15 protein-coding genes are annotated in these 19,126 nt (G+C 34.5%); 7 read left to right on the forward strand and 8 right to left on the reverse strand.

Going from position 1 to position 19,126, the window contains the following annotated elements:
- Nucleotides 1-3: 3 nt before the first annotated feature.
- From ACIDC4_RS09955 to ACIDC4_RS09975, 5 genes are all read right to left on the reverse strand, one after another.
- Complete coding sequence (locus tag ACIDC4_RS09955) at nucleotides 4-306, reverse strand: hypothetical protein (protein ID WP_412042662.1); 303 nt, start codon at nucleotides 304-306, stop codon at nucleotides 4-6.
- Nucleotides 307-324: 18 nt separating this feature from the next.
- Entirely contained in the window at nucleotides 325-657 is a 333-nt protein-coding gene (locus ACIDC4_RS09960) for a hypothetical protein (RefSeq protein ID WP_412042661.1), read from the reverse strand.
- 62 nt (nucleotides 658-719) lie between these two features.
- Nucleotides 720-3,203 carry a TonB-dependent siderophore receptor gene (locus ACIDC4_RS09965; protein WP_412042660.1) on the reverse strand — a complete coding sequence of 828 codons (2,484 nt, stop codon included), beginning with the start codon at nucleotides 3,201-3,203 and terminating at the stop codon, nucleotides 720-722.
- 215 nt (nucleotides 3,204-3,418) lie between these two features.
- Nucleotides 3,419-4,663, reverse strand: coding sequence for a 2-oxoglutarate dehydrogenase complex dihydrolipoyllysine-residue succinyltransferase (odhB, locus tag ACIDC4_RS09970; protein ID WP_412042659.1), 1,245 nt, complete (start codon nucleotides 4,661-4,663; stop codon nucleotides 3,419-3,421).
- Between the two features lie 78 nt (nucleotides 4,664-4,741).
- Entirely contained in the window at nucleotides 4,742-7,516 is a 2,775-nt protein-coding gene (locus ACIDC4_RS09975) for a 2-oxoglutarate dehydrogenase E1 component (protein ID WP_412042658.1), read from the reverse strand.
- Between the two features lie 116 nt (nucleotides 7,517-7,632).
- Here ACIDC4_RS09975 and ACIDC4_RS09980 point away from each other — a divergent pair, with 116 nt between their 5' ends.
- From ACIDC4_RS09980 to ACIDC4_RS09995, 4 genes are all read left to right on the forward strand, one after another.
- On the forward strand, nucleotides 7,633-8,184 hold the full coding sequence (locus tag ACIDC4_RS09980; protein ID WP_412042657.1) for a hypothetical protein: 552 nt from the start codon (nucleotides 7,633-7,635) through the stop codon (nucleotides 8,182-8,184).
- Between the two features lie 64 nt (nucleotides 8,185-8,248).
- Nucleotides 8,249-8,923 (forward strand): hypothetical protein, encoded by a 675-nt coding sequence (locus tag ACIDC4_RS09985; RefSeq protein WP_412042656.1) that lies wholly within the window; start codon nucleotides 8,249-8,251, stop codon nucleotides 8,921-8,923.
- Between the two features lie 40 nt (nucleotides 8,924-8,963).
- Nucleotides 8,964-9,545, forward strand: a complete 582-nt coding sequence (locus tag ACIDC4_RS09990) for a hypothetical protein (protein ID WP_412042655.1) — start codon at nucleotides 8,964-8,966, stop codon at nucleotides 9,543-9,545.
- A gap of 275 nt (nucleotides 9,546-9,820) precedes the next feature.
- A complete protein-coding gene (locus ACIDC4_RS09995; protein ID WP_412042654.1) occupies nucleotides 9,821-10,306 on the forward strand; it encodes a hypothetical protein in 486 nt (161 codons plus the stop codon).
- 50 nt (nucleotides 10,307-10,356) lie between these two features.
- Here ACIDC4_RS09995 and ACIDC4_RS10000 read toward each other — a convergent pair whose 3' ends face one another.
- Both ACIDC4_RS10000 and ACIDC4_RS10005 read right to left on the reverse strand, forming a co-directional pair.
- Entirely contained in the window at nucleotides 10,357-10,713 is a 357-nt protein-coding gene (locus ACIDC4_RS10000) for a hypothetical protein (protein ID WP_395430430.1), read from the reverse strand.
- 40 nt (nucleotides 10,714-10,753) lie between these two features.
- Nucleotides 10,754-11,779, reverse strand: a complete 1,026-nt coding sequence (locus ACIDC4_RS10005; protein ID WP_065451582.1) for a LacI family DNA-binding transcriptional regulator — start codon at nucleotides 11,777-11,779, stop codon at nucleotides 10,754-10,756.
- A 164-nt stretch (nucleotides 11,780-11,943) separates the two neighbouring features.
- On the opposite strand from ACIDC4_RS10005, the gene ACIDC4_RS10010 reads away from it, so the two are divergent.
- The 3 genes from ACIDC4_RS10010 to ACIDC4_RS10020 all read left to right on the forward strand — a co-directional run bounded on the left by ACIDC4_RS10010 (nucleotide 11,944) and on the right by ACIDC4_RS10020 (nucleotide 17,945).
- On the forward strand, nucleotides 11,944-14,583 hold the full coding sequence (locus tag ACIDC4_RS10010; RefSeq protein ID WP_412042653.1) for a TonB-dependent receptor: 2,640 nt from the start codon (nucleotides 11,944-11,946) through the stop codon (nucleotides 14,581-14,583).
- 283 nt (nucleotides 14,584-14,866) lie between these two features.
- A complete protein-coding gene (locus ACIDC4_RS10015; RefSeq protein WP_412042652.1) occupies nucleotides 14,867-16,087 on the forward strand; it encodes an MFS transporter in 1,221 nt (406 codons plus the stop codon).
- On the forward strand, nucleotides 16,077-17,945 hold the full coding sequence (locus tag ACIDC4_RS10020; RefSeq protein ID WP_412042651.1) for a trehalase family glycosidase: 1,869 nt from the start codon (nucleotides 16,077-16,079) through the stop codon (nucleotides 17,943-17,945). Before ACIDC4_RS10015 ends, ACIDC4_RS10020 begins: the two co-directional genes overlap by 11 nt.
- 179 nt (nucleotides 17,946-18,124) lie before the next feature.
- On the opposite strand, the gene ACIDC4_RS10025 is transcribed toward ACIDC4_RS10020, so the two are convergent.
- Entirely contained in the window at nucleotides 18,125-19,099 is a 975-nt protein-coding gene (locus ACIDC4_RS10025; protein ID WP_412042650.1) for a polyprenyl synthetase family protein, read from the reverse strand.
- Nucleotides 19,100-19,126: the final 27 nt, after the last annotated feature.

A 19,126-nucleotide genomic window follows, 5' to 3' on the forward strand; every position in this document is an offset into this window, starting at 1 on the left:
AGGTTATTTTGCTATCGGATTGTAAGTTTGACCAAGATAAATGAGGAGAGAAAAAACCAAAGTAAGGAGTAGGTAAATACCCCAGATTTTCAATCCGCTTTTTGCCAGGAAAGCAATTATCATAAGCGCTACCCAAAGAATGAATCCGCTAAAAGCCATTGTCATAAGGATATTAGCACGGTTAAACCAGGATGCTAAAGCCAAATGAAAACTGACTGAAACAAAATAGCCGCCAATTATAGCAGCTGTAATTTTGGCAAATCGTTGCCACTTAGATTGGGTTAGATATTTTGGATTTGCTGGCATATTTTGGTTAGAAATAAGTTAGTTGTAATAAAATTCTAGTAAAGCAACAATTACAAAGAGAGCAATAATAGCAAATGGGCTAATTTTTTTTAATGGAGTCAGAATAATAATCAAACTTCCAATTGTCATTAGCTGAATAAAAAACATTAAAGTCCCGCAGCAAAGTGATTGTGTAAACAACCAAAGGGCGTACGCTAATAAAAGAAGTCCTAAACCCATATATTTGGTTGGCTTAGGATTGCTTTTCATCCATTTCTCGAAACCTAAATCATAAGATAAGGTTGCTCTTTTTGAGGTGTAGTAAAGAGTGTAAAAAGCTAAAAAAACGATGAGACTTGCTATTGTTATCATAATTTTATAGAATTTAAAAAACACCTTTTCCAGAAGAAAAAGGTGTTTTTGTTATTTGTTTTTTAGAATCTGTAAGAGAAACTGGCCACTACGCTTCTTGCATCTCTTGGACTCACTGTAGACCATCCGCTATAAATATCTTCGTTTGCGATATTGTTAACTTTAAGAGTCAAAGTGTATTTTTCTGTTCCGTAGAAAATAGAAGAATTCATAACAGTATATTCCGGAATTGTAAATACTCCGGCAACTGTTCTGTTCATGATTTTATTATCACTTGCATAATTACCTCCAAAACCTAAACCAAAACCTTTTAAGTCTCCCTGAAGAAATTTATAACTTGCCCAAAGGTTTGCTAAGTTTTGTGGTCCTGCACTTTCAGGTCTGTGATTCACGAAATCCTCAAGTCCTGCTGTTAAGATCGCATCGTTATAACTATATCCAAAAACGATGTTTAAGCCGTCAACCGGGTTGGTCACAATTTCTGCTTCAAAACCTTTGTTTCTTTGAGCACCATCCTCATAACTGATTGTAGTTGTTGCACCATAGTCCGTATAAACCATATCTTTTACTTTTGTGTCATAATAGCTAAAAGTGGCATATAGTTTATCTTTGAATAAGTTTAATTTGGTACCAAATTCAATTTGAGTTGCATGTTCAGGACCAAAAGTTCTTGGTTGTCTGCTTCCGTCAGCTAATATATTAGTAACTGGAGATGGATTTACAAAACCATCCATATAGTTGGCAAAAATCGAAACTTTGTCTATAATAGGCTGGTATACAATACCAAATTTTGGAGAAAAAGTAGTTTGATTAAAGTCATCATCTTTTGTCGTTACTTCGCCTGAATTCATAAAACGATCGATACGTAAACTAGCCATTACAGAAAGGGCAGGAGTGAAATTAATAACATCTGATACGTAAGCACTAAAAACTTCCTGCTTTTGTTTGCTGTTGCTTACACCCTTACCTGATAAAACAGCATCTGCATGTGATTGAGATAAAATACCATTATCTCCGTCTAAAATATATTGAGTAGGATCAGTGATTTTAAATACATTTTCGTTTACTGTTTTTAGGTCATCTCTACCAACATATACTAGGCTTTCGTAATACTCGTAATCTGTTCCGTTATCAACTTGCATTCTGTTGAAATAATCTAAACCGGCCACAATTCTGTTTCTTAGGTTTCCTATTTTAAAATCTCCAATAAAATTTTGTTGAATGTCAGTTGTTAGTGTTTTTGAATTATTATTTGTAAATGATCTTCCAAAAACAATTCCGTCGGTAATATTTTGAAAATTACTTGTTATGTCATATAAGTAATTATAGTAACCCTGAGATTTTGTAGAGCTTCTTGCAAAGGCAGTTTGTGAAGTCCATTGATCTGAAATTTTATAATTCATCTGACCCTGAAGGCTATATGATGGTGTTTTTATTACAAGATCGTTACTAGTATAAGAACGTTTGTTGTCGTAACCCAATTCTTCGATGTTGTGAGCTCTTAAAGGAGTTGTTCTGTCTAAGAATAACATGGTTGGATTTGTCATTTCGCTGCTCAAAAACTCAGTATTGATAAGGAATGATAATCTGTCATTTACCTGATAAGATAACGACGGCGCAACAAATAATGATTTTTTAAAACCAGCATCCTGAAAACTGTCCTCATTATGATAAGCGGCATTTACACGAAAATTTACTTTGTGTTCGTCGTCCAATGGAGTATTAATATCTGCAGTAACTCTGTTTAAACCATAACTTCCGGAAGTGTAGCTAACTTCTCCTCCAAAACGATCGTAAGGTTTTTTAGTGGTAACATTGATTAGTCCTCCGTAAGAAATCAAACTACTTCCAAACAATGTTCCTGATGGTCCTTTTATAACTTCGATTTTGTCAATGTTAGCAGGATCTAAACTTCCGTTTGATAATCCAGGTAATCCGTTGATCATAGTGGGCTGAACAGCAAATCCTCTTAAAGAAAAATATCCTGCACCGTCTCCTGTACGACCAGTAGAGCCCCAAAGCTGTGTTAGTCCAGGTGAGTTTTTTAATGCATCATCTAAATTAGTAACTACCTGCTCCTTTAATAATTCGCTTGTAATAGTAGTATAAACTTGTGGGTTTTCAAGATTTTTAAGTGGTAATCTTGATACTTGCTGCGTTTCTTTACGCGCTAGCGGATTTTTTTTAGTACCTCCGTTAATTACAATTTCGTCTAATTGTTCAGAGTTTGAACTAATGGTAAAATCTTCAACTATTTCATCACCTGCATTAAGAGAAATACTTTTTTCTTTTGATGAATGTCCAACAGCCGAAACTTTAATAACGTAGCTTCCCGGTTTAAGATTTTTAATTTCATAAAAACCGTTGCTATCTGTATTGGTTCCTATTTTGGTCCCTTTTAATACAACTGAAACGTTATCTGCAGCTTGGTTATTTGTTAAACTAATTTGCCCCTTAATAGATGCTTTTTCCTGTGCTGAGATACTTGTAGCAGCTAATAGAAAAAAACAAAAGCTCAAAAAAGAAATTGTAAATTTATATTTCATTTTATTTAGAATTGATTTTAATAGCGCAAATTTAGTTGTTGATTATCAACTACACAAGCTATTCTTATTTATTCTAAATAAAATATTTTTTAAAGGGTAAAATTTACGTTTATTTAAAAAATTAACATCTTAAGCAAATCTTAAGCAAGTTTTGCATAAAAAAACCTGTTCAAGCTAATGAACAGGTCTTTTGTTATTGTGAAAATTACTTACAATTACAATTCTAAAGCACGTTTAGCATCGCCATTCATCAATAATTCTACTGGATTTTCTAATGCTTCTTTTACAGCCACTAAGAAACCAACTGACTCACGTCCGTCGATAATTCTGTGGTCATAAGAAAGTGCAACATACATCATTGGGTGAATTTCAACTTTACCGTTTACAGCAATCGGACGCTCAATAATGTTGTGCATTCCTAAAATTCCTGATTGAGGAGGGTTGATAATTGGAGTAGATAACATAGAACCAAAAACTCCACCATTAGTAATAGTAAAAGTTCCACCAGTCATGTCGTCAACAGTAATTTGACCATCACGAGCTCTCAATGCTAATCTTTTAATTTCAGCTTCAACACCACGGAAAGTTAAGTTTTCAGCATTACGAACTACAGGAACCATTAAACCTTTTGGTCCTGAAACTGCGATAGAGATATCAGCAAAATCATAAGCGATTTTATAATCACCATCCATCATTGAGTTAACATCAGGATATAATTCTAATGCTCTTGTAACTGCTTTTGTAAAGAAAGACATGTATCCTAATCCAAGGCCGCCATGTTTTGCTTTGAAAGCATCTTTGTATTCGTTACGAATCAAGTTGATTGGTGTCATGTTAACTTCATTAAAAGTAGTTAACATTGCTGTTTCGTTTTTAGCAGCAACTAATCTCTCAGCTACTTTACGACGTAACATTGATAATTTTGTACGCTCAGATCCACGGTTTCCTCCAGTTGGAGTTCCCATAGAAGGTACTGCATTTACAGCATCTTCTTTAGTGATTCTTCCGTCTTTACCAGTTCCTGAAATAGTTGCCGGTGCTATGTTTTTTTCGTCTAATATTTTTCTTGCTGCCGGAGATGGAGTTCCTGCTGCATAACTTGTAGCTGCCGGAGCTTGTGCAGGTGCTGCTTTTGGCGCCTCAGCTTTTACTTCTGCCTTTGGAGCTTCAGCTTTAGGAGTTTCAGCCGCTGGTGCAGCCGGAGCATCACCTGCAGGTTTTACACCATCAGTATCAATTAAACAAACTACAGCTCCTACAGCAACTGCATCACCTTCTTCAGCTTTTAGCGTAATAATTCCGCTCATTTCAGCAGGTAATTCAAGAGTTGCTTTGTCTGAATCAACTTCAGCAATAGCTTGATCTTTTTCTACATAATCTCCGTCTTTTACTAACCAAGTTGCAATTTCAACTTCTTTTATTGATTCCCCTGGTGATGGGACTTTCATTTCTAAAATCATCTTTGTTTTTGTTTAAGGTTTTTATGGTTTCACGTTTCATGTAGTTAAACTTGAAACTCGAAACTTGAAACATTTTTTTTATCTGAATAAATCTTTATCGAATACCATTCTAATCGCATCTGCATGACGACGTTTTGCACGTGTGTAACTTCCTGATGCTGGTGCAGCGTAAGCTTTTAACGAAGCTAATCTCCATTTTACAAGATCAAAGTTCATTAACATAAAGCTGTAAGCTCCCATATTTTTAGGTTCTTCCTGAGCCCAAACATAATCGTCAGCATTGGGATATTGTGCGATGATTTCTTTAAGTTGTGCAGCCGGGAAAGGGAATAATTGCTCGATACGAACAACTGCAACGTCATTTCTTCCGTTGTTTTCTCTTTCAGCAACGATGTCATAGTAGAATTTACCAGTAACAAAAACCAATGTTTTTACTGCTTTTTTATCTACTGTATTGTCATCAATTGTTTCCTGGAAACTTCCTGTAGCTAATTCTTCAGCTGTAGAAACACATCTTGGATCACGCAATAAACTTTTTGGAGAGAAAACTACCAAAGGCTTACGGAAATTTGTTTTCATTTGTCTTCTCAACAAGTGGAAGAAGTTGGCTGGAGTTGTACAATCTGCAACATACATATTTTGTCTTGCACAAAGTTGTAAGTAACGTTCCATTCTTGCAGAAGAGTGTTCTGCACCTTGTCCTTCGTATCCGTGAGGCAATAATAAAACAATACCGTTTTGGTTGTTCCATTTATCTTCACCACATGAAATGTACTGGTCAATCATGATTTGTGCTCCATTAGAGAAATCACCAAATTGAGCTTCCCAAATAGTCAACGCATTTGGATTTGCTAATGCATATCCGTAATCAAAACCAAGAACACCATATTCAGATAAAAGAGAATTGAATACGCCAAATTTTCCTTTTTTGTTTTCGATACTATCCAATAGAATTACTTCTTCTTCAGAATCTTCTACTTTAACTACAGCATGACGGTGAGAGAATGTACCACGCTCTACGTCCTGACCTGAAATACGAATATCAAATCCTTCTGTTAAAAGTGAACCGTAAGCTAGTGCTTCTGCAGTTCCCCAGTCAATAGTATTATTGTCGTATCCGGCTTTTCTGTCTGTAACAATTTTAGTTATTTTATTAATAAACTTTTTGTCTTCAGGTAAAGTAGATATTGTAGTGATAATAGAATCCAATCCTTTTTTGTCAAAAGTAGTATCTACTTTTTCAAGCATTTGAGTATCTGTTACCTGAACAAATCCATCCCATTCGTTTTTCATGAATGGAGTTATAATAGTCAAATCTTTTTTACGGGAAGCTTCTAAGTTCTCCTCCATGGTAGATTTGTATTCTTTTTCTAAAGCATTTACATAAGATGCATCGATTACGCCGTCAGACAATAATTTTTCAGCATAAATATCTCTTGGATTTTTATGTTTTGCGATGATTTTATATAAAACAGGTTGAGTAAAACGAGGTTCATCACCTTCGTTATGACCGTACTTTCTATATCCTAATAAGTCAATAAATACGTCACGTCCAAATTGCATTCTGTAATCTAATGCAAAAGATACCGCATGAACAACAGCTTCAGCATCGTCAGCATTTACGTGCAATACTGGCGAAAGTGTTACTTTGGCAACATCTGTACAGTAAGTAGAAGAACGAGCGTCTAAGTAGTTAGTAGTAAAACCAACCTGATTGTTGATTACAATATGGATTGTTCCTCCGGTTTTGTAACCATCAAGCTGAGCCATTTGAATGATTTCGTACAAGATACCCTGACCTGCGATTGCAGCATCTCCGTGAACGGCAATAGGTAATACTTTAGAGAAATCATTTGGATAATATTTATCTTGCTTTGCTCTTGTAATTCCTTCAATTACAGCTCCAACCGTTTCTAAGTGAGATGGGTTTGGCGCTAAATTGATATTGATACTTTTTCCTGTTCTTGTTTTTTTGTCGGCAGTAAGACCTAAGTGGTATTTTACGTCACCATCAAAATATTCCTGATCGTAATCTTTACCGTCAAACTCACCAAAAATATCCTGAGTAGATTTTCCGAAGATGTTAGCCAAAACGTTCAAACGACCACGGTGAGCCATTCCCATTACGAATTGTTCAACACCTTTTTCAGCAGCCTGTTCGATCAAAGCATCCAAAGCGGGAATGATAGATTCTCCACCTTCTAATGAAAATCGTTTTTGACCTACGTATTTAGTATGCAGGAAGTTCTCGAAAGAAACTGCCTGGTTTAATTTATTTAAGATAGTTTTCTTTTCTTCAGAAGAGAAATTAGGCTGATTAACATTTACAGCCAGTTTATCCTGAATCCATTTTACAACGCCAGGATTTCTGATATACATATATTCAATACCAATATGCTGGCAGTAAATAGATTTAAGTCGCGTTATAATGTCTTGCAAAGTAGAAGGTCCCACTCCAATAGTCTGAGCAGCATCAAAAACTGTAGAAAGATCAGCAGTTGTTAATCCGAAATTTTCAATGTCTAATGTTGGAGAAGATGTTCTGCGATCACGAACCGGATTTGTTTTTGTAAACAAGTGGCCACGAGTACGGTAGGCATCGATTAACTTTAGTACATTGAATTCTTTTTGTAGTTTGTCAGAAACAAGACTACAATCTGTGTTGTCGCTAGTTACATACTCAACGATTCGTTGAACTGGATTTTCGTCATTATAAGTCGTTTGTCCAAAGTCGAAACCTTGAAAAAAACTTCTCCAGCTTGGCTCAACGCTATCTGGATTTACTAAATACTGATCATATAATTGTGCGAAAAACTCTGTATGCGCTGCATTTAAAAATGAAAACCTATCCATAATATTAGTGAATATACTTTTTGTTAAATAGAAAGGCAAAAGTACAACAATCGCATTTATTTAAATCTTTTTTTTACGTACTTTTACGTAAAAATTTGTTAAAAATAGACTTAACTATGAATTATAATCAAATTTCAATCGTTTTCAAATCTTTTTTTGTGATTTTGGCAGTGCTGTTTTCAACTGCGGTAATTTCGCAGCAAAAATACGTTATTGATAATAGCAATCATTTTTGGGACAAAGTTCAGTTTGGTGGAGGACTTGGTTTAGGAATTGGATCAGGTTACACCGATATTTCTGTAATGCCAAGTGCTATTTATAATGTAAACGAAATTGTGGCTGTTGGTGTTGGTTTGCAATTTGGTTACTTATCTTCAAAAAGTTACTACAATTCTTTTGTTTATGGAGGAAGCGTGGTGGGTCTTGTAAATCCTATTCCCGAAATTCAATTGTCTGCAGAGTTGGAGCAGGTGCGAGTAAATACAGATTATAATTCAACCCCTTACAGACCAAGTTATTCTGATAATTATTGGAATACGGCCTTGTATCTTGGTGCAGGTTACAGAACCGGAAGTGTTACTATTGGTGCGCGTTATGATGTTTTGTATGATGCTGATAGAAGTCTTTATGGGTCTGGGTTTATGCCTTTTGTGAGGGTTTATTTCTAAAGTTGCTAAGGTTCTGAGATGCTAAGATTCTAAGGTTTCGAATGGATAAAAGAAAATATAAGTTATGAATGATAAGATCTGTTATACTTCTAATGAGCTTTTAGAAATATTCAAAGAACAGCATAGACTTTCAGGCCAATTTGATTTTATGGTTGATGGAACTTTTGTTTTAACAAAGGATACATTAATATGGGAATGGCGTGAAGCTCAGGATTTATTACCTTGGAATGAATTAACTAAATTTTTAAATCAAGAATTTAGAATTGATGTGCCAATAAAAATATGGGATACAATCTTCAATCCAGATGACAAAAAAACTTTAGGTGATCTTTGTGATTTTTTATCAACTGTTGCTGAAAAAGAAATTGTCAAACCAATCAAAATTTTGGGTTCAGAATGTTTAACATTCTCTGTTTTTCAAACCTTAAAACGAAATTTAAAAATTAAAGGTGTAGATGTTGTAAGTTTAAAACCGTCAACAAGAATCGAAGATTTTTTGGCTATTAATGATAATTTTTCTCCTCTATTAGAAGAAGTAACATTAACAGGGGTGAAAGTTTTCGATAAATTCGATGTAAAAGTAGAACGAGAAAGATGTTTAGATCATTGGTTGGACAGAATATTTCCAAACTGGAAATATGAAAGTACTATTACTACTGGAGATATTGAAACATTTCGAGACTTGGTTAATAAAATAGTTGAAAATAAAAAACTAGGAACAGATATTGTCAAAATTTAATATTTCAAATTGAAGACATTAAGTTTTAAATCCAAAAAAAGTGAGAAAATATATTTTTGTACTTATTGTCATTGTAATTTCGAGTTGTAATAATTCTAATAAAGTAGAAGTTGCATCCAAAAAGGCTGTAAAGAAAGAATTAAGACCTTTTTTTGATTCGGATAAAATTGATCATTATTATTTAGATTTTTCTAAACGGGAGTTTGAACATTCATCCAATGATAATACTTCACAGACAGAAAAGAAAGAAGAATTCTCTGGTTTTTTTTACGGGCATTATCCTGATAATATTCCGAAGAAAGATTTTGAAAAGCTTTTATTAAAATACGAATACAAAAAATCAAACTTGTCAATTAAGCAAGAAAAAAAGATTGAAAATGTTTTTAGCGAAAAAGATTCATTGCAAACCACTTTTGCCGCTTGCATTGCAGAATATCGTGATATCTTTATTTTTAAGAAGAAAGAAAAGACAATAGGAATTGCAAAAATTTGTTTTAAATGTGGCCGCTACCAAATTATAGGAAGCAAATTAGATACTAATGGATTTGGACTTTGGTCTGAATTAGATAAATTAAAAAAAATCGTGAGACCTGAAAGTTATAGTATTTTGTTTACTAACTAACTTTTTCTGTTTGTATTGATTGCGAAACCAAACATTCTGAAATTCCTTTTTTAAAATCAAAAAAGAAACTTATTTAGTGAGAATCAATAAATTTGAACTTTCTATTTTTTAAAAGAATTCTCAACTATATTTTGGAATAATCTAAAAGTATAACGTGTAGGTTTTTTTCTTTCTTAAGATTGGGTTGTAAATTAGTTTTTTGATAACAAAAAAAGGCAAACTTAGGATAGTTTGAAAAGCTCAATTATTAACTTAAAGAATTAAATTTTAAAATAATGGGAGAATATCCAGAAGAAATAGAATTATTTCAAAAGACACTTAAAAGTTTAAAAGGAATAGAAAATGTTAGCAGTGGAATTGATAATTTAGAAGGGATAAAAGGTTCTGATTTGGGTGATGTATCACTTTCTCATCTACCTCTTGCTACTTTATTAAGAACAGATGGAGGATTGAAAGATGAAGTAATGTTACAATTCGAATTCACATTAGATAAATCTTCTGAGAGTTTAATCTCGTTAGAATTTCTGTCCTGGTTTTTTCGTGATCAGGCAAGAGGTGGCGAAATACTTCAATTAAGATCGTTTGCACTTCCGCCTAAAATAGGGGATCATTTCCAGATAGGGGAAACATTAAAATTTCACATTGACTATTTTATTGAAGATGCTCCGGAATCCTTACAGCCAATTTTAGATAAAGTTTTAAATTTAAACAAAGCACTGGAACTCTTTATTAAACTATATGAAATACCAACAAAGGATTAAAAAATAAAACTTGCAAACTTAGTATCTCAGCATCTCATAACCTTAGCAACTTACTTAGAATAATGCTTCCTAAACCAAACCTTCTGCCATTCTCTTTTTAGAATCAAAAAGGCAACTTGTTCAGCGAGAACAACCAAATCTGATCCGTCTAGTTTTTTAATTTCTTCTTCAGATACATCAATAATATAAAGCAGGTTTAAATATTCAGCAAATTTATACTGAATCATGCGGTAGATTTTTTCGTGAAGCTGAATTTTTAGTTCATCGGGAGAAATGCTCATCGGAAAATCAATTCCTTCATTGGCCAAATTAAAGTCTTTATTGATTTGCTCAACAAGGCTTAGATATAGATTTTCTTTTTCGGCATCAGCCAATAAAAAATCGGTATTTTCAGGAATCGGAAACATTGATGCTTTTTAAGATTGAGGCAAAGTTAAAACTAAAAAATCATTTAACTGTCGATTCTCGCTCAATGATTCTTGTAGGAAGTTCAATAATTTGATGCGTTACCGGACGATGCTCTTTTATGTCGACAATTTCATCAATTAAAAGTGATACGGCCTGATGTCCCATTTCGAATCCGGGCTGATCAATTGTGGTTAATTTAGGCGAAATAACCGTACTCATAAACCAATTGCTAAAGCCAAAAACGGCAACTTGTTCCGGCGTTTTTATTCCGGCTTCATTAAAGTATTTAATAATCCCGATGGCAACCAAATCAGTAATGGCAAAAATGGCATCGATATCCGGATTTTCGGTCATTATTTTTTGAGCATTTTCGTAGCCGTCTTCAAAATCTGTATTATTATCGCAAACGTAAACCAATTTCGAATCGTACTCAATTCCGTGTGCTTCAAGCGCTCTTTTATAACCTAAAAAACGATCGATCGAGTTTTGCGGAACATAAGAACCTCTAAAATGAGCAATTTTTTTATATCCTTTATTAATAAGGTAAGAAACCGCATCAAAAGCTGCTTTCGCATCATTGATAACTACTTTGGAGCAATCTACCCTTTTGGCAATTTTATCAAAAAGAACAACGGGAGTATTTTTTCTAATGGCTTCATTAATATGAGTAAAATCGTCTGTCTCGTTAGAGAGTGACATTAAAACCCCATCAACTCGTTTCTGAATCAATAAAGCGAGCTGTTTTTTCTCGAGCTCATATTTTTCGTTTGATTGTAATATAATGACCAGATATCCTCTTTTTTCGGCTTCTTCGAGAATACCATTTAGTACGCTCGAAAAAAAGTGATGAACCGTAGCCGGAATAATAACGCCAATGGTTTTGGTTTCATTGGTTCTAAGATTCACTGCAACAGAATTGGGGATGTAGTTCATCGTTTCGGCCATCTCGATAACCCTGGCACGAGTAGACTTACTAATATCTGTATATCCTTTTAACGCTTTTGAAACCGTAGTAACCGAAATTCCGAGTGCCGAGGCTATATCTATTAATTTAGTGTCATTCATGAAATAAAAGTACTAAAAATAAAACGGATTGATAAGTTTTTAACTTCCGAAAACGTTTTAGGTGTTTTCGAAAACGTTTTCGATTTTTAATTCGTAAATTCCTTTATGATTTGTAGTTAAGTTTGACAGTGATAACCATAATTACTAACTAACCGAACAAAAAAATGAAAAAGCTACACCAGTATTTAGGCACATTATTTTTAATGTTTTGCCTATTTTTTTTACCAAATAAAGGGTTTGCCCAAAACACCAATACAGTTTCCGGAAAAGTGCTTGACGATAGCGGAGTAACAGTTCCCGGAGCAAATGTATCGATTAAGGAAACCGGTAAAAGTACCGTTACAGATGAAAACGGAGGATATTCGTTCTCGAATGTCGAAGCGGGAACTTATACGATTATTGCAACCAATGTGGGTTATAAAACCTTCGAGAAAAAAATTGCCATAAAACAAGGAGAATCCGTAGAGGTAAATTTATTGCTTGAAGGAGAATCTCAAAGCTTAAAAGAAGTTGTCGTTACAGGATCTTCAACTCCAAGATCTAAATTGGAGTCGAGTGTTGCGATTACGACAATGGGCGCCAAAGCCATCGAAGACAGAGCGCCGTCGAGTACAGCAGCATTGCTTCAAACCATTCCCGGATTTGTAGTAGAAGCTTCTGGAGGAGAAATAGGAAATAACCTTTTTGCAAGAGGAATTCCGTCTGCTGGAGCCTATGAATATGTACAAATTCAGGAAGACGGATTGCCGGTTTTTGAAGATGGAGCGCTGCAATTTGCCAACGCCGATACTTTTTACAGATTAGATGAAACCGTTAGTAAAATGGAAGCGGTTCGCGGAGGTTCTGCCTCAATTTTTGCCAACAATGCTCCTGGAGGAATCATCAATTTTATTTCTAAAACAGGACAAAATGATTTTCAGGGAAGAGCAAAATTCACGACTTCAGATTACGGAATGTTCAGAACCGATCTTAATTTATCAGGCGCTTTAATTCAGGATAAATTATTTTTTAATGTTGGAGGTTTTTACAGAGCCGATAACGGAGTTAGAAATACAGGTTTTACAGCCAATAAAGGAGGACAAATAAAAGGAAACATCACCTACAAATTTGATGATGACGATTATTTGAGGGTAAACTTTAAACATCTTGACGACAGAAACACATTCTATTTGCCAATTCCGCTAAAAAGTAATAACGGAAAAGTAGAAGGAATTCCTGGATTTAACCCAAATTACGGAACATTGACTTCAGTAAATTTAAGTCACTTAAATGTACCTCAATATGGCGGCGGAACTTTTAGCGCAGATTTAGAAGATGGTTCTCACCCAATTATCAACTCTATTGGAGCTGAATTCAAAAAGAAAATATCAGAGAAAGTAACGTTCAAAAATGCTTTCAAAAACACCAATATCGATTTAAATTACAATGCGATTTTCCCAAATGGAGGGCCGTGGACACAAGATGGCTATGCAACAGATGTTCAAAATACAACAGCTAGTAATCTAACGTATTCTTATGTAGATAACGGACAAACGCTGGATCCAAACGCTTTGATTATGAGAGCAGATCTTTGGCATATCGAGAAAAAGATGAATAATTTTGCGAATAATTTCTCTTTTAATTTTGATTTAGATCCGGTGAAATTAACAGCGGGTTACTACTATTCGAACTGGAAATCAAATCAATACTGGAACTGGAATTCTTATTTGGTAGGTGTTTCAGACAATCCTAGATTATTAAATGTAAAAGACAATACAAGTGGAGTAGATCATACCTGGAATGGTGTAGAAAGAATCACCTGGCTGGAAAGAGATGCACAAACCAAAGGAGTTTTGAATGATATTTATGCTGATGCCGAAATTAAAGCATCAGATAAATTAACCTTTAATGCTGGTTTAAGATACAATAAGGACAAATATTCAGGCTACAGAGATAACGCCAGATTTGGTGCTGAAAACTTAGGTATTTTAGACAACAATACGGCTGATGATGCAGTAACAACGGTAAAAGGAAATCCGTATACCTATTGGAGATATGATGTAAGCGAATGGTCTTATACCGCTGCAGGAAATTATAAATTCAATGATAAAATGGCTTCGTATGTTCGTTATAGCCACGGATTTAGATCGCCAATTGAAGAATCATTTTATGATAATGCAGCAGATTTAAGCAAATTGGAGAATACAGAAGTAAATCAATTTGAATTAGGGTACAAATATGCAAGTTCATTTTTCTCTATAAATGCGAATTTATTTCATATGAATTTAAAAAATGTTGCTTTCACGGATATTTTATCTGACGGAAGTTCTGAAAACAAATTTGCAGACGTAAACAATATTGGTCTTGAAGTAGAAACTAATGCCAGATATAGCATTGTAAAACTGAATTTTACTTTTACAGTTCAAAAACCGGAATACGATAATTTTACAGGAACAAATGCTGATGGTTCGACCTTTGATTTTAACGGAAATACAGCACGAAGAATCCCTAAATTTTTCTGTAATCTAAGACCAGAAGTAGATATTACAAAAGATCTTACGGCTTATGTTCAGTTCTCTTATTTCGATAAAAAATTCACGAATCAGGATAACAGACAAGTTTTACCGGCTTATAAAGAAGTTGGGGCAGGATTAAATTATACCTATAATAACCTTCGTTTTGCAGTTGATGCTTCGAACTTATTCAACGAAATTGGTTTGACAGAAGGAGATCCAAGACAAACAACATCTGCAGCAAGCGATGTGTTTATGGCAAGACCTATTTTAGGGCGCGCGTTTAGATTTTCGGTAGCGATTAATTTCTAGATTTAACCTGTTGGGTTTAATAATTTTTAACACATAGAAACATAGAATTATTGAAATGAAAAAAAAGGCGTTTCACTTGAATTAATACACATAGTTATGTGTGAGAAACGAGTTTCTTTTTGATTTACTTTTTTTTAAACACATAAATGAATGTTTCTATGTGTTTAGTTAAATTTTCAGCCATTACGCCCAACAGGTTAAATAATATATATACGGTATCGTAGAGGTGCACAGCAGTGCGTCTCGGCACCGTAACCACAAAGCAAGACAAACAAATAAAAAAATGAAAAACATAGGAATTAAAATCTCACTTTACCTCAATTATTTTGTCTTCGCTATTTTATTAAACAGCGTAGGCATTGTGATTTTAAAATCGCAGAAAAATTACGGAGTAGATGAAGTTCAGGCGAGTATTTTAGAAGCTTTCAAAGACATGCCCATTGCTATTGTATCTTTTTTTATAGCCTCTTTTTTACCCAGAATAGGCTATAGAAAATCGATGTTGATAGGTTTGGCATTGGTGACTTTGGCTTGTATTTCGATGTATTTTGGAAACTCTTTTGATAATGCTAAAATTCTTTTTGCCACGGTTGGAGTTTCATTTGCTCTCATCAAAGTTTCGGTTTATTCATTGATAGGCACCGTGACCGAAACCAAAAAAGAGCATAATGCTTTAATGAGCAGTATCGAAGGTTTTTTTATGGTGGGTATTGCCTTGGCTTATTTTTTATTTCCCGCTTTTAATAACGAAAACGATCCTAATTCATGGCTAAATGTATATTGGTTTTTGGCTGCATTATCGTTCCTGTCCTTCTTGTTTTTATTTTTTGTAAAATTTAAAGAACCCGAAGTTTCGGCAGGAGCAAACCTTAAAGATGATTTCCTGCAAATGTTCCGGTTAATGGCAAAATTGCTTACCGTTATTTTTGTTATAAGTGTCTTTTTGTTTGTGATGATCGAACAGGGAATCCTTTCGTGGCTGCCCACTTTTAATACAAAAGTGCTTCATCTTCCGGAAAACATCAGCATTATGATGGCAAGTATTCTCGCTATCTCATTAGCGATCGGGAGATTGATTGCAGGTATTGTCACCAAAAAAGTCAACTGGATCTGGGTTTTAAGTTTCTGTATATTTTCGGCTATGTTGATAGTGATTTTTGTACTTCCCAAAACCGTTGGATTAGAAGTAAAAAATATCAATACACTTTCAGATATTCCCTTGATTGGTTTTGCATTTCCATTAATAGGATTGTTTATTGCGCCTATTTATCCTTTATTAAATTCGATTGTATTGAGTGCTTTACCAAAGAATCTGCAAAGTTCAATGACCGGATTAATCGTGATTTTTTCTGCTCTTGGCGGCACATTAGGTTCCAGAATAACAGGTTGGCTGTTTAAAAATGAAGGGCCGGAAAACGCATTTTATTTTACTTTAATTCCAATGTCTTTATTATTAATATCCTTTTTTATTCTCAAAAAAATAACTGCAAAAGATGAAATTTAAATTACATATACTCCAAACCATCGAAAAATTATTGGCTCAGGAAGATACTGATGGCGATAAAAAAATAACGATCGATGATAATGGTCCAAAAAAGTTTTTGCTGCACGATGAAAACGGCAATTCTGCTCTAATTGAAGGAACTTATCAGCTTTCGAATTTATTGCAGGAACTGGCTTTGGCCAAAAAAAACAATACTGAATTTGCCGAAATCAATTTAGATGAAATCACCGAAGATCCCGTAAAGAGAATTTCGGGAAAAATAAAAAATCTGTATTGGAAAGGTCTTACACGAACGATTGATGCTGATGGTGTAAAGAAAATTCTGGAAGACAATAAGATCGAAAATGAATTGGCGTATTTGTATGTGCCTTTTGGCGACGAAATAGTTTTTGATTATTTCAAGAAACTAGAAGCTGTAACTCCAAAATTAAAGGTGGTTCAAATGCCTAAAAATATTTCGCCTGAATATGTTTTATCATTAAACAAAAAGCCGGGAATTTTAGCTTTGGCACTTCAAATAAAAAACAACGAAATTTCGGGAGTTCCGTTTGTGGTTCCTGGCGGAAGATTCAACGAAATGTACGGTTGGGACAGTTATTTTATTGCCAAAGGACTTTTGATCGATGATAAAATCGAGCTTGCTTTAGGCATTGCAGAGAATTTTAAATATCAGATCGATCATTACGGAAAAATTCTGAATGCTAACAGAAGTTATTATTTAACCCGCACGCAGCCACCGCTTTATACATCATTAATAATGGATGTTTTAGAGAAGTCGAATCCGGATATTTTCTGGATCGAAAGACATCTAAAAACGGCCATAAAAGAATACCAAACGGTTTGGATGGAAGAGGGAAAACGACTTACCGCAAACGGATTAAATCGTTATAAAGCAGAAGGAATCGGACTTCCTTTTGAGGTTGAAGAAGGACATTTTGATGATATTCTGGAGCAATATGCGCCAAAATACAATTTGTCAACCCGCGAATTCGAAAAGAAATATCTCGAAAGAGAAGTTGTTGATGCTGAACTCGATAAATACTTTATTCACGATCGCAGTATGCGCGAAAGCGGACATGATACAACGAACAGATTGGTTGGGGTTTGTGCCAATTTGAATACTGTAGCGATCAATAGTTTGCTTTATAAATACGAAACCGATATTGCTTTTTTGATTAAAAAGTACTTTAAAAATGAGTTTCAATATTTTGAAGACAAATCTTTTTCAAGTGAATATTGGCTTTCGAAAGCAGCTTCCAGAAAAGAAAAAATCAATCAATTGTGCTGGAATCCTGAAAACGGAGTTTATCTGGATTATAATTTTGTAAATGAAGAACAGCATTTTTTTGAGGCAGCTCCCACATTTTATCCGCTTTGGGCAAAAATAAGCACGCCAGAACAAGCAGAGATTTTGGTAAAAAAGACATTGCCAAGATTTAAAATGAAAGGCGGAATTGCAGGAAGTACCAAAGAATCGATTGCCGGAGTAGACGAAAATGCACCAATTCGCCAATGGGATTATCCGTTTGGATGGGCGCCGCATCAAATGCTTTTATGGGAAGGTTTGCTGAATTATAATTTTAATGAAGAAGCGCAGGAAATGGTATATCGCTGGCTATGGCTGATTACCAGAAACGCAGTGGATTATAACGGAACCATTCCGGAGAAGTTTGATTTATCGATAAGTTCACACAAAATTTTCGCAGAATACGGAAACGTAGGAACCGAATTTGATTTTATAACCGAAGAAGGTTTTGGCTGGATGAATGCCTCTTATCAATACGGATTGACGATTTTAGAAGATGATTTAAAACAAAAATTATCAGATTTAACAGATCCGGATGAAATTTTTGAATAAACGAGCCTTCGACTTCGCTCAGGATGACACTTGTGATGTCAGGCTGAGCGGAGTCGAAGACCTTTTCGATAATTCTTAGAAAAGACAAACCCGACAGGTTTTTAAAACCTGTCGGGTTTACTATGTGTAATAAAAGCGAAAAAAAATCATTAAAATCTTTTAATCTGTGGCAAAAAAAACTAAACCTTTCTTCCCATTAAATTCTCTCCAAAAGTTCTAAGAATATCTTTCTTTTCGGCATTAATATCCATTTTTTCTAAAGTTTCAAAAGCTTTAAAAGTATACATTTCAATAGCATCCTGAGTTGCTTTTGAAGCACCCGATTCATTAAAAATAGTTTTTGCAGTCGCTATTTTGGCTGTATTATCATCTAACTGTAAACTGAATAATTTTTCTAATTCTGAAGCCTTTTCAGCTGATGAAAACTCTCGTGCTTTTAGGTATAAATAGGTTTTTTTATTTACCATAATATCACCGCCAACTTGTTTTCCGAAAGTTTCCGGATCTCCAAAAGCATCCAGATAATCATCCTGAAGCTGGAAAGCCAATCCTAAATTCAACCCGAAATCATAAATAAAATCAGCTTCTTTTTCAGTCGTTTTGGCTACGATTGCACCCATTTTCATGGCTGCGGCAACTAAAACAGCTGTTTTGTATTCGATCATTTTCAGGTATTGCGGAATCGTAACATCGTTTCTTTTTTCGAAATCAACATCCCATTGTTGTCCTTCGCAAACTTCGAGAGCAGTTTTGCTAAATAATTTTGCCAGGTCTCTAAAAACAGCTGGTTCATATTGTTCGAAATACTGATAAGCAAGAATTAGCATCGCATCGCCGGAAAGAATTCCGGTATTCAAATCCCATTTTTCATGTACCGTTTCCTGTCCTCTTCGCAAAGGCGCATCATCCATAATATCATCATGAACAAGCGAGAAATTATGAAAAACTTCAACCGCCATTGCTGCCGGAAGTGCTACTTTATAATCAGTATCAAAAACTTCCGAAGCCATTAAAGTAAGTACAGGGCGCATGCGTTTTCCGCCAAGACCTAAAATATATTCAATGGGTTCATAAAGGTTTTTGGGCTCTTTACTAATACTTTGTTTTTGGAGATAAGTGATAAAAAAATCCTGGTATTGGCTAATATCGTGCATAAAATTTAATCTGAATTGCGAGCTCCA

Origin of the sequence: Flavobacterium sp. C3NV (assembly GCF_046825355.2) — a bacterium.
Classification (GTDB): Bacteria; Bacteroidota; Bacteroidia; order Flavobacteriales; family Flavobacteriaceae; genus Flavobacterium.

Excerpts from the sequence above, each read along its gene's own strand:
- ACIDC4_RS09955 (WP_412042662.1), bottom strand. The coding sequence starts at position 306 with ATGCCAGCAAATCCAAAATATCTAACCCAATCTAAGTGGCAACGATTT.
- ACIDC4_RS09960 (WP_412042661.1), bottom strand. The coding sequence starts at position 657 with ATGATAACAATAGCAAGTCTCATCGTTTTTTTAGCTTTTTACACTCTT.
- ACIDC4_RS09965 (WP_412042660.1), bottom strand. The coding sequence starts at position 3,203 with ATGAAATATAAATTTACAATTTCTTTTTTGAGCTTTTGTTTTTTTCTA.
- odhB (WP_412042659.1), bottom strand. The coding sequence starts at position 4,663 with ATGATTTTAGAAATGAAAGTCCCATCACCAGGGGAATCAATAAAAGAA.
- ACIDC4_RS09975 (WP_412042658.1), bottom strand. The coding sequence starts at position 7,516 with ATGGATAGGTTTTCATTTTTAAATGCAGCGCATACAGAGTTTTTCGCA.
- ACIDC4_RS09980 (WP_412042657.1), top strand. The coding sequence starts at position 7,633 with ATGAATTATAATCAAATTTCAATCGTTTTCAAATCTTTTTTTGTGATT.
- ACIDC4_RS09985 (WP_412042656.1), top strand. The coding sequence starts at position 8,249 with ATGAATGATAAGATCTGTTATACTTCTAATGAGCTTTTAGAAATATTC.
- ACIDC4_RS09995 (WP_412042654.1), top strand. The coding sequence starts at position 9,821 with ATGGGAGAATATCCAGAAGAAATAGAATTATTTCAAAAGACACTTAAA.
- ACIDC4_RS10000 (WP_395430430.1), bottom strand. The coding sequence starts at position 10,713 with ATGTTTCCGATTCCTGAAAATACCGATTTTTTATTGGCTGATGCCGAA.
- ACIDC4_RS10005 (WP_065451582.1), bottom strand. The coding sequence starts at position 11,779 with ATGAATGACACTAAATTAATAGATATAGCCTCGGCACTCGGAATTTCG.
- ACIDC4_RS10010 (WP_412042653.1), top strand. The coding sequence starts at position 11,944 with ATGAAAAAGCTACACCAGTATTTAGGCACATTATTTTTAATGTTTTGC.
- ACIDC4_RS10015 (WP_412042652.1), top strand. The coding sequence starts at position 14,867 with ATGAAAAACATAGGAATTAAAATCTCACTTTACCTCAATTATTTTGTC.
- ACIDC4_RS10020 (WP_412042651.1), top strand. The coding sequence starts at position 16,077 with ATGAAATTTAAATTACATATACTCCAAACCATCGAAAAATTATTGGCT.
- ACIDC4_RS10025 (WP_412042650.1), bottom strand. The coding sequence starts at position 19,099 with ATGCACGATATTAGCCAATACCAGGATTTTTTTATCACTTATCTCCAA.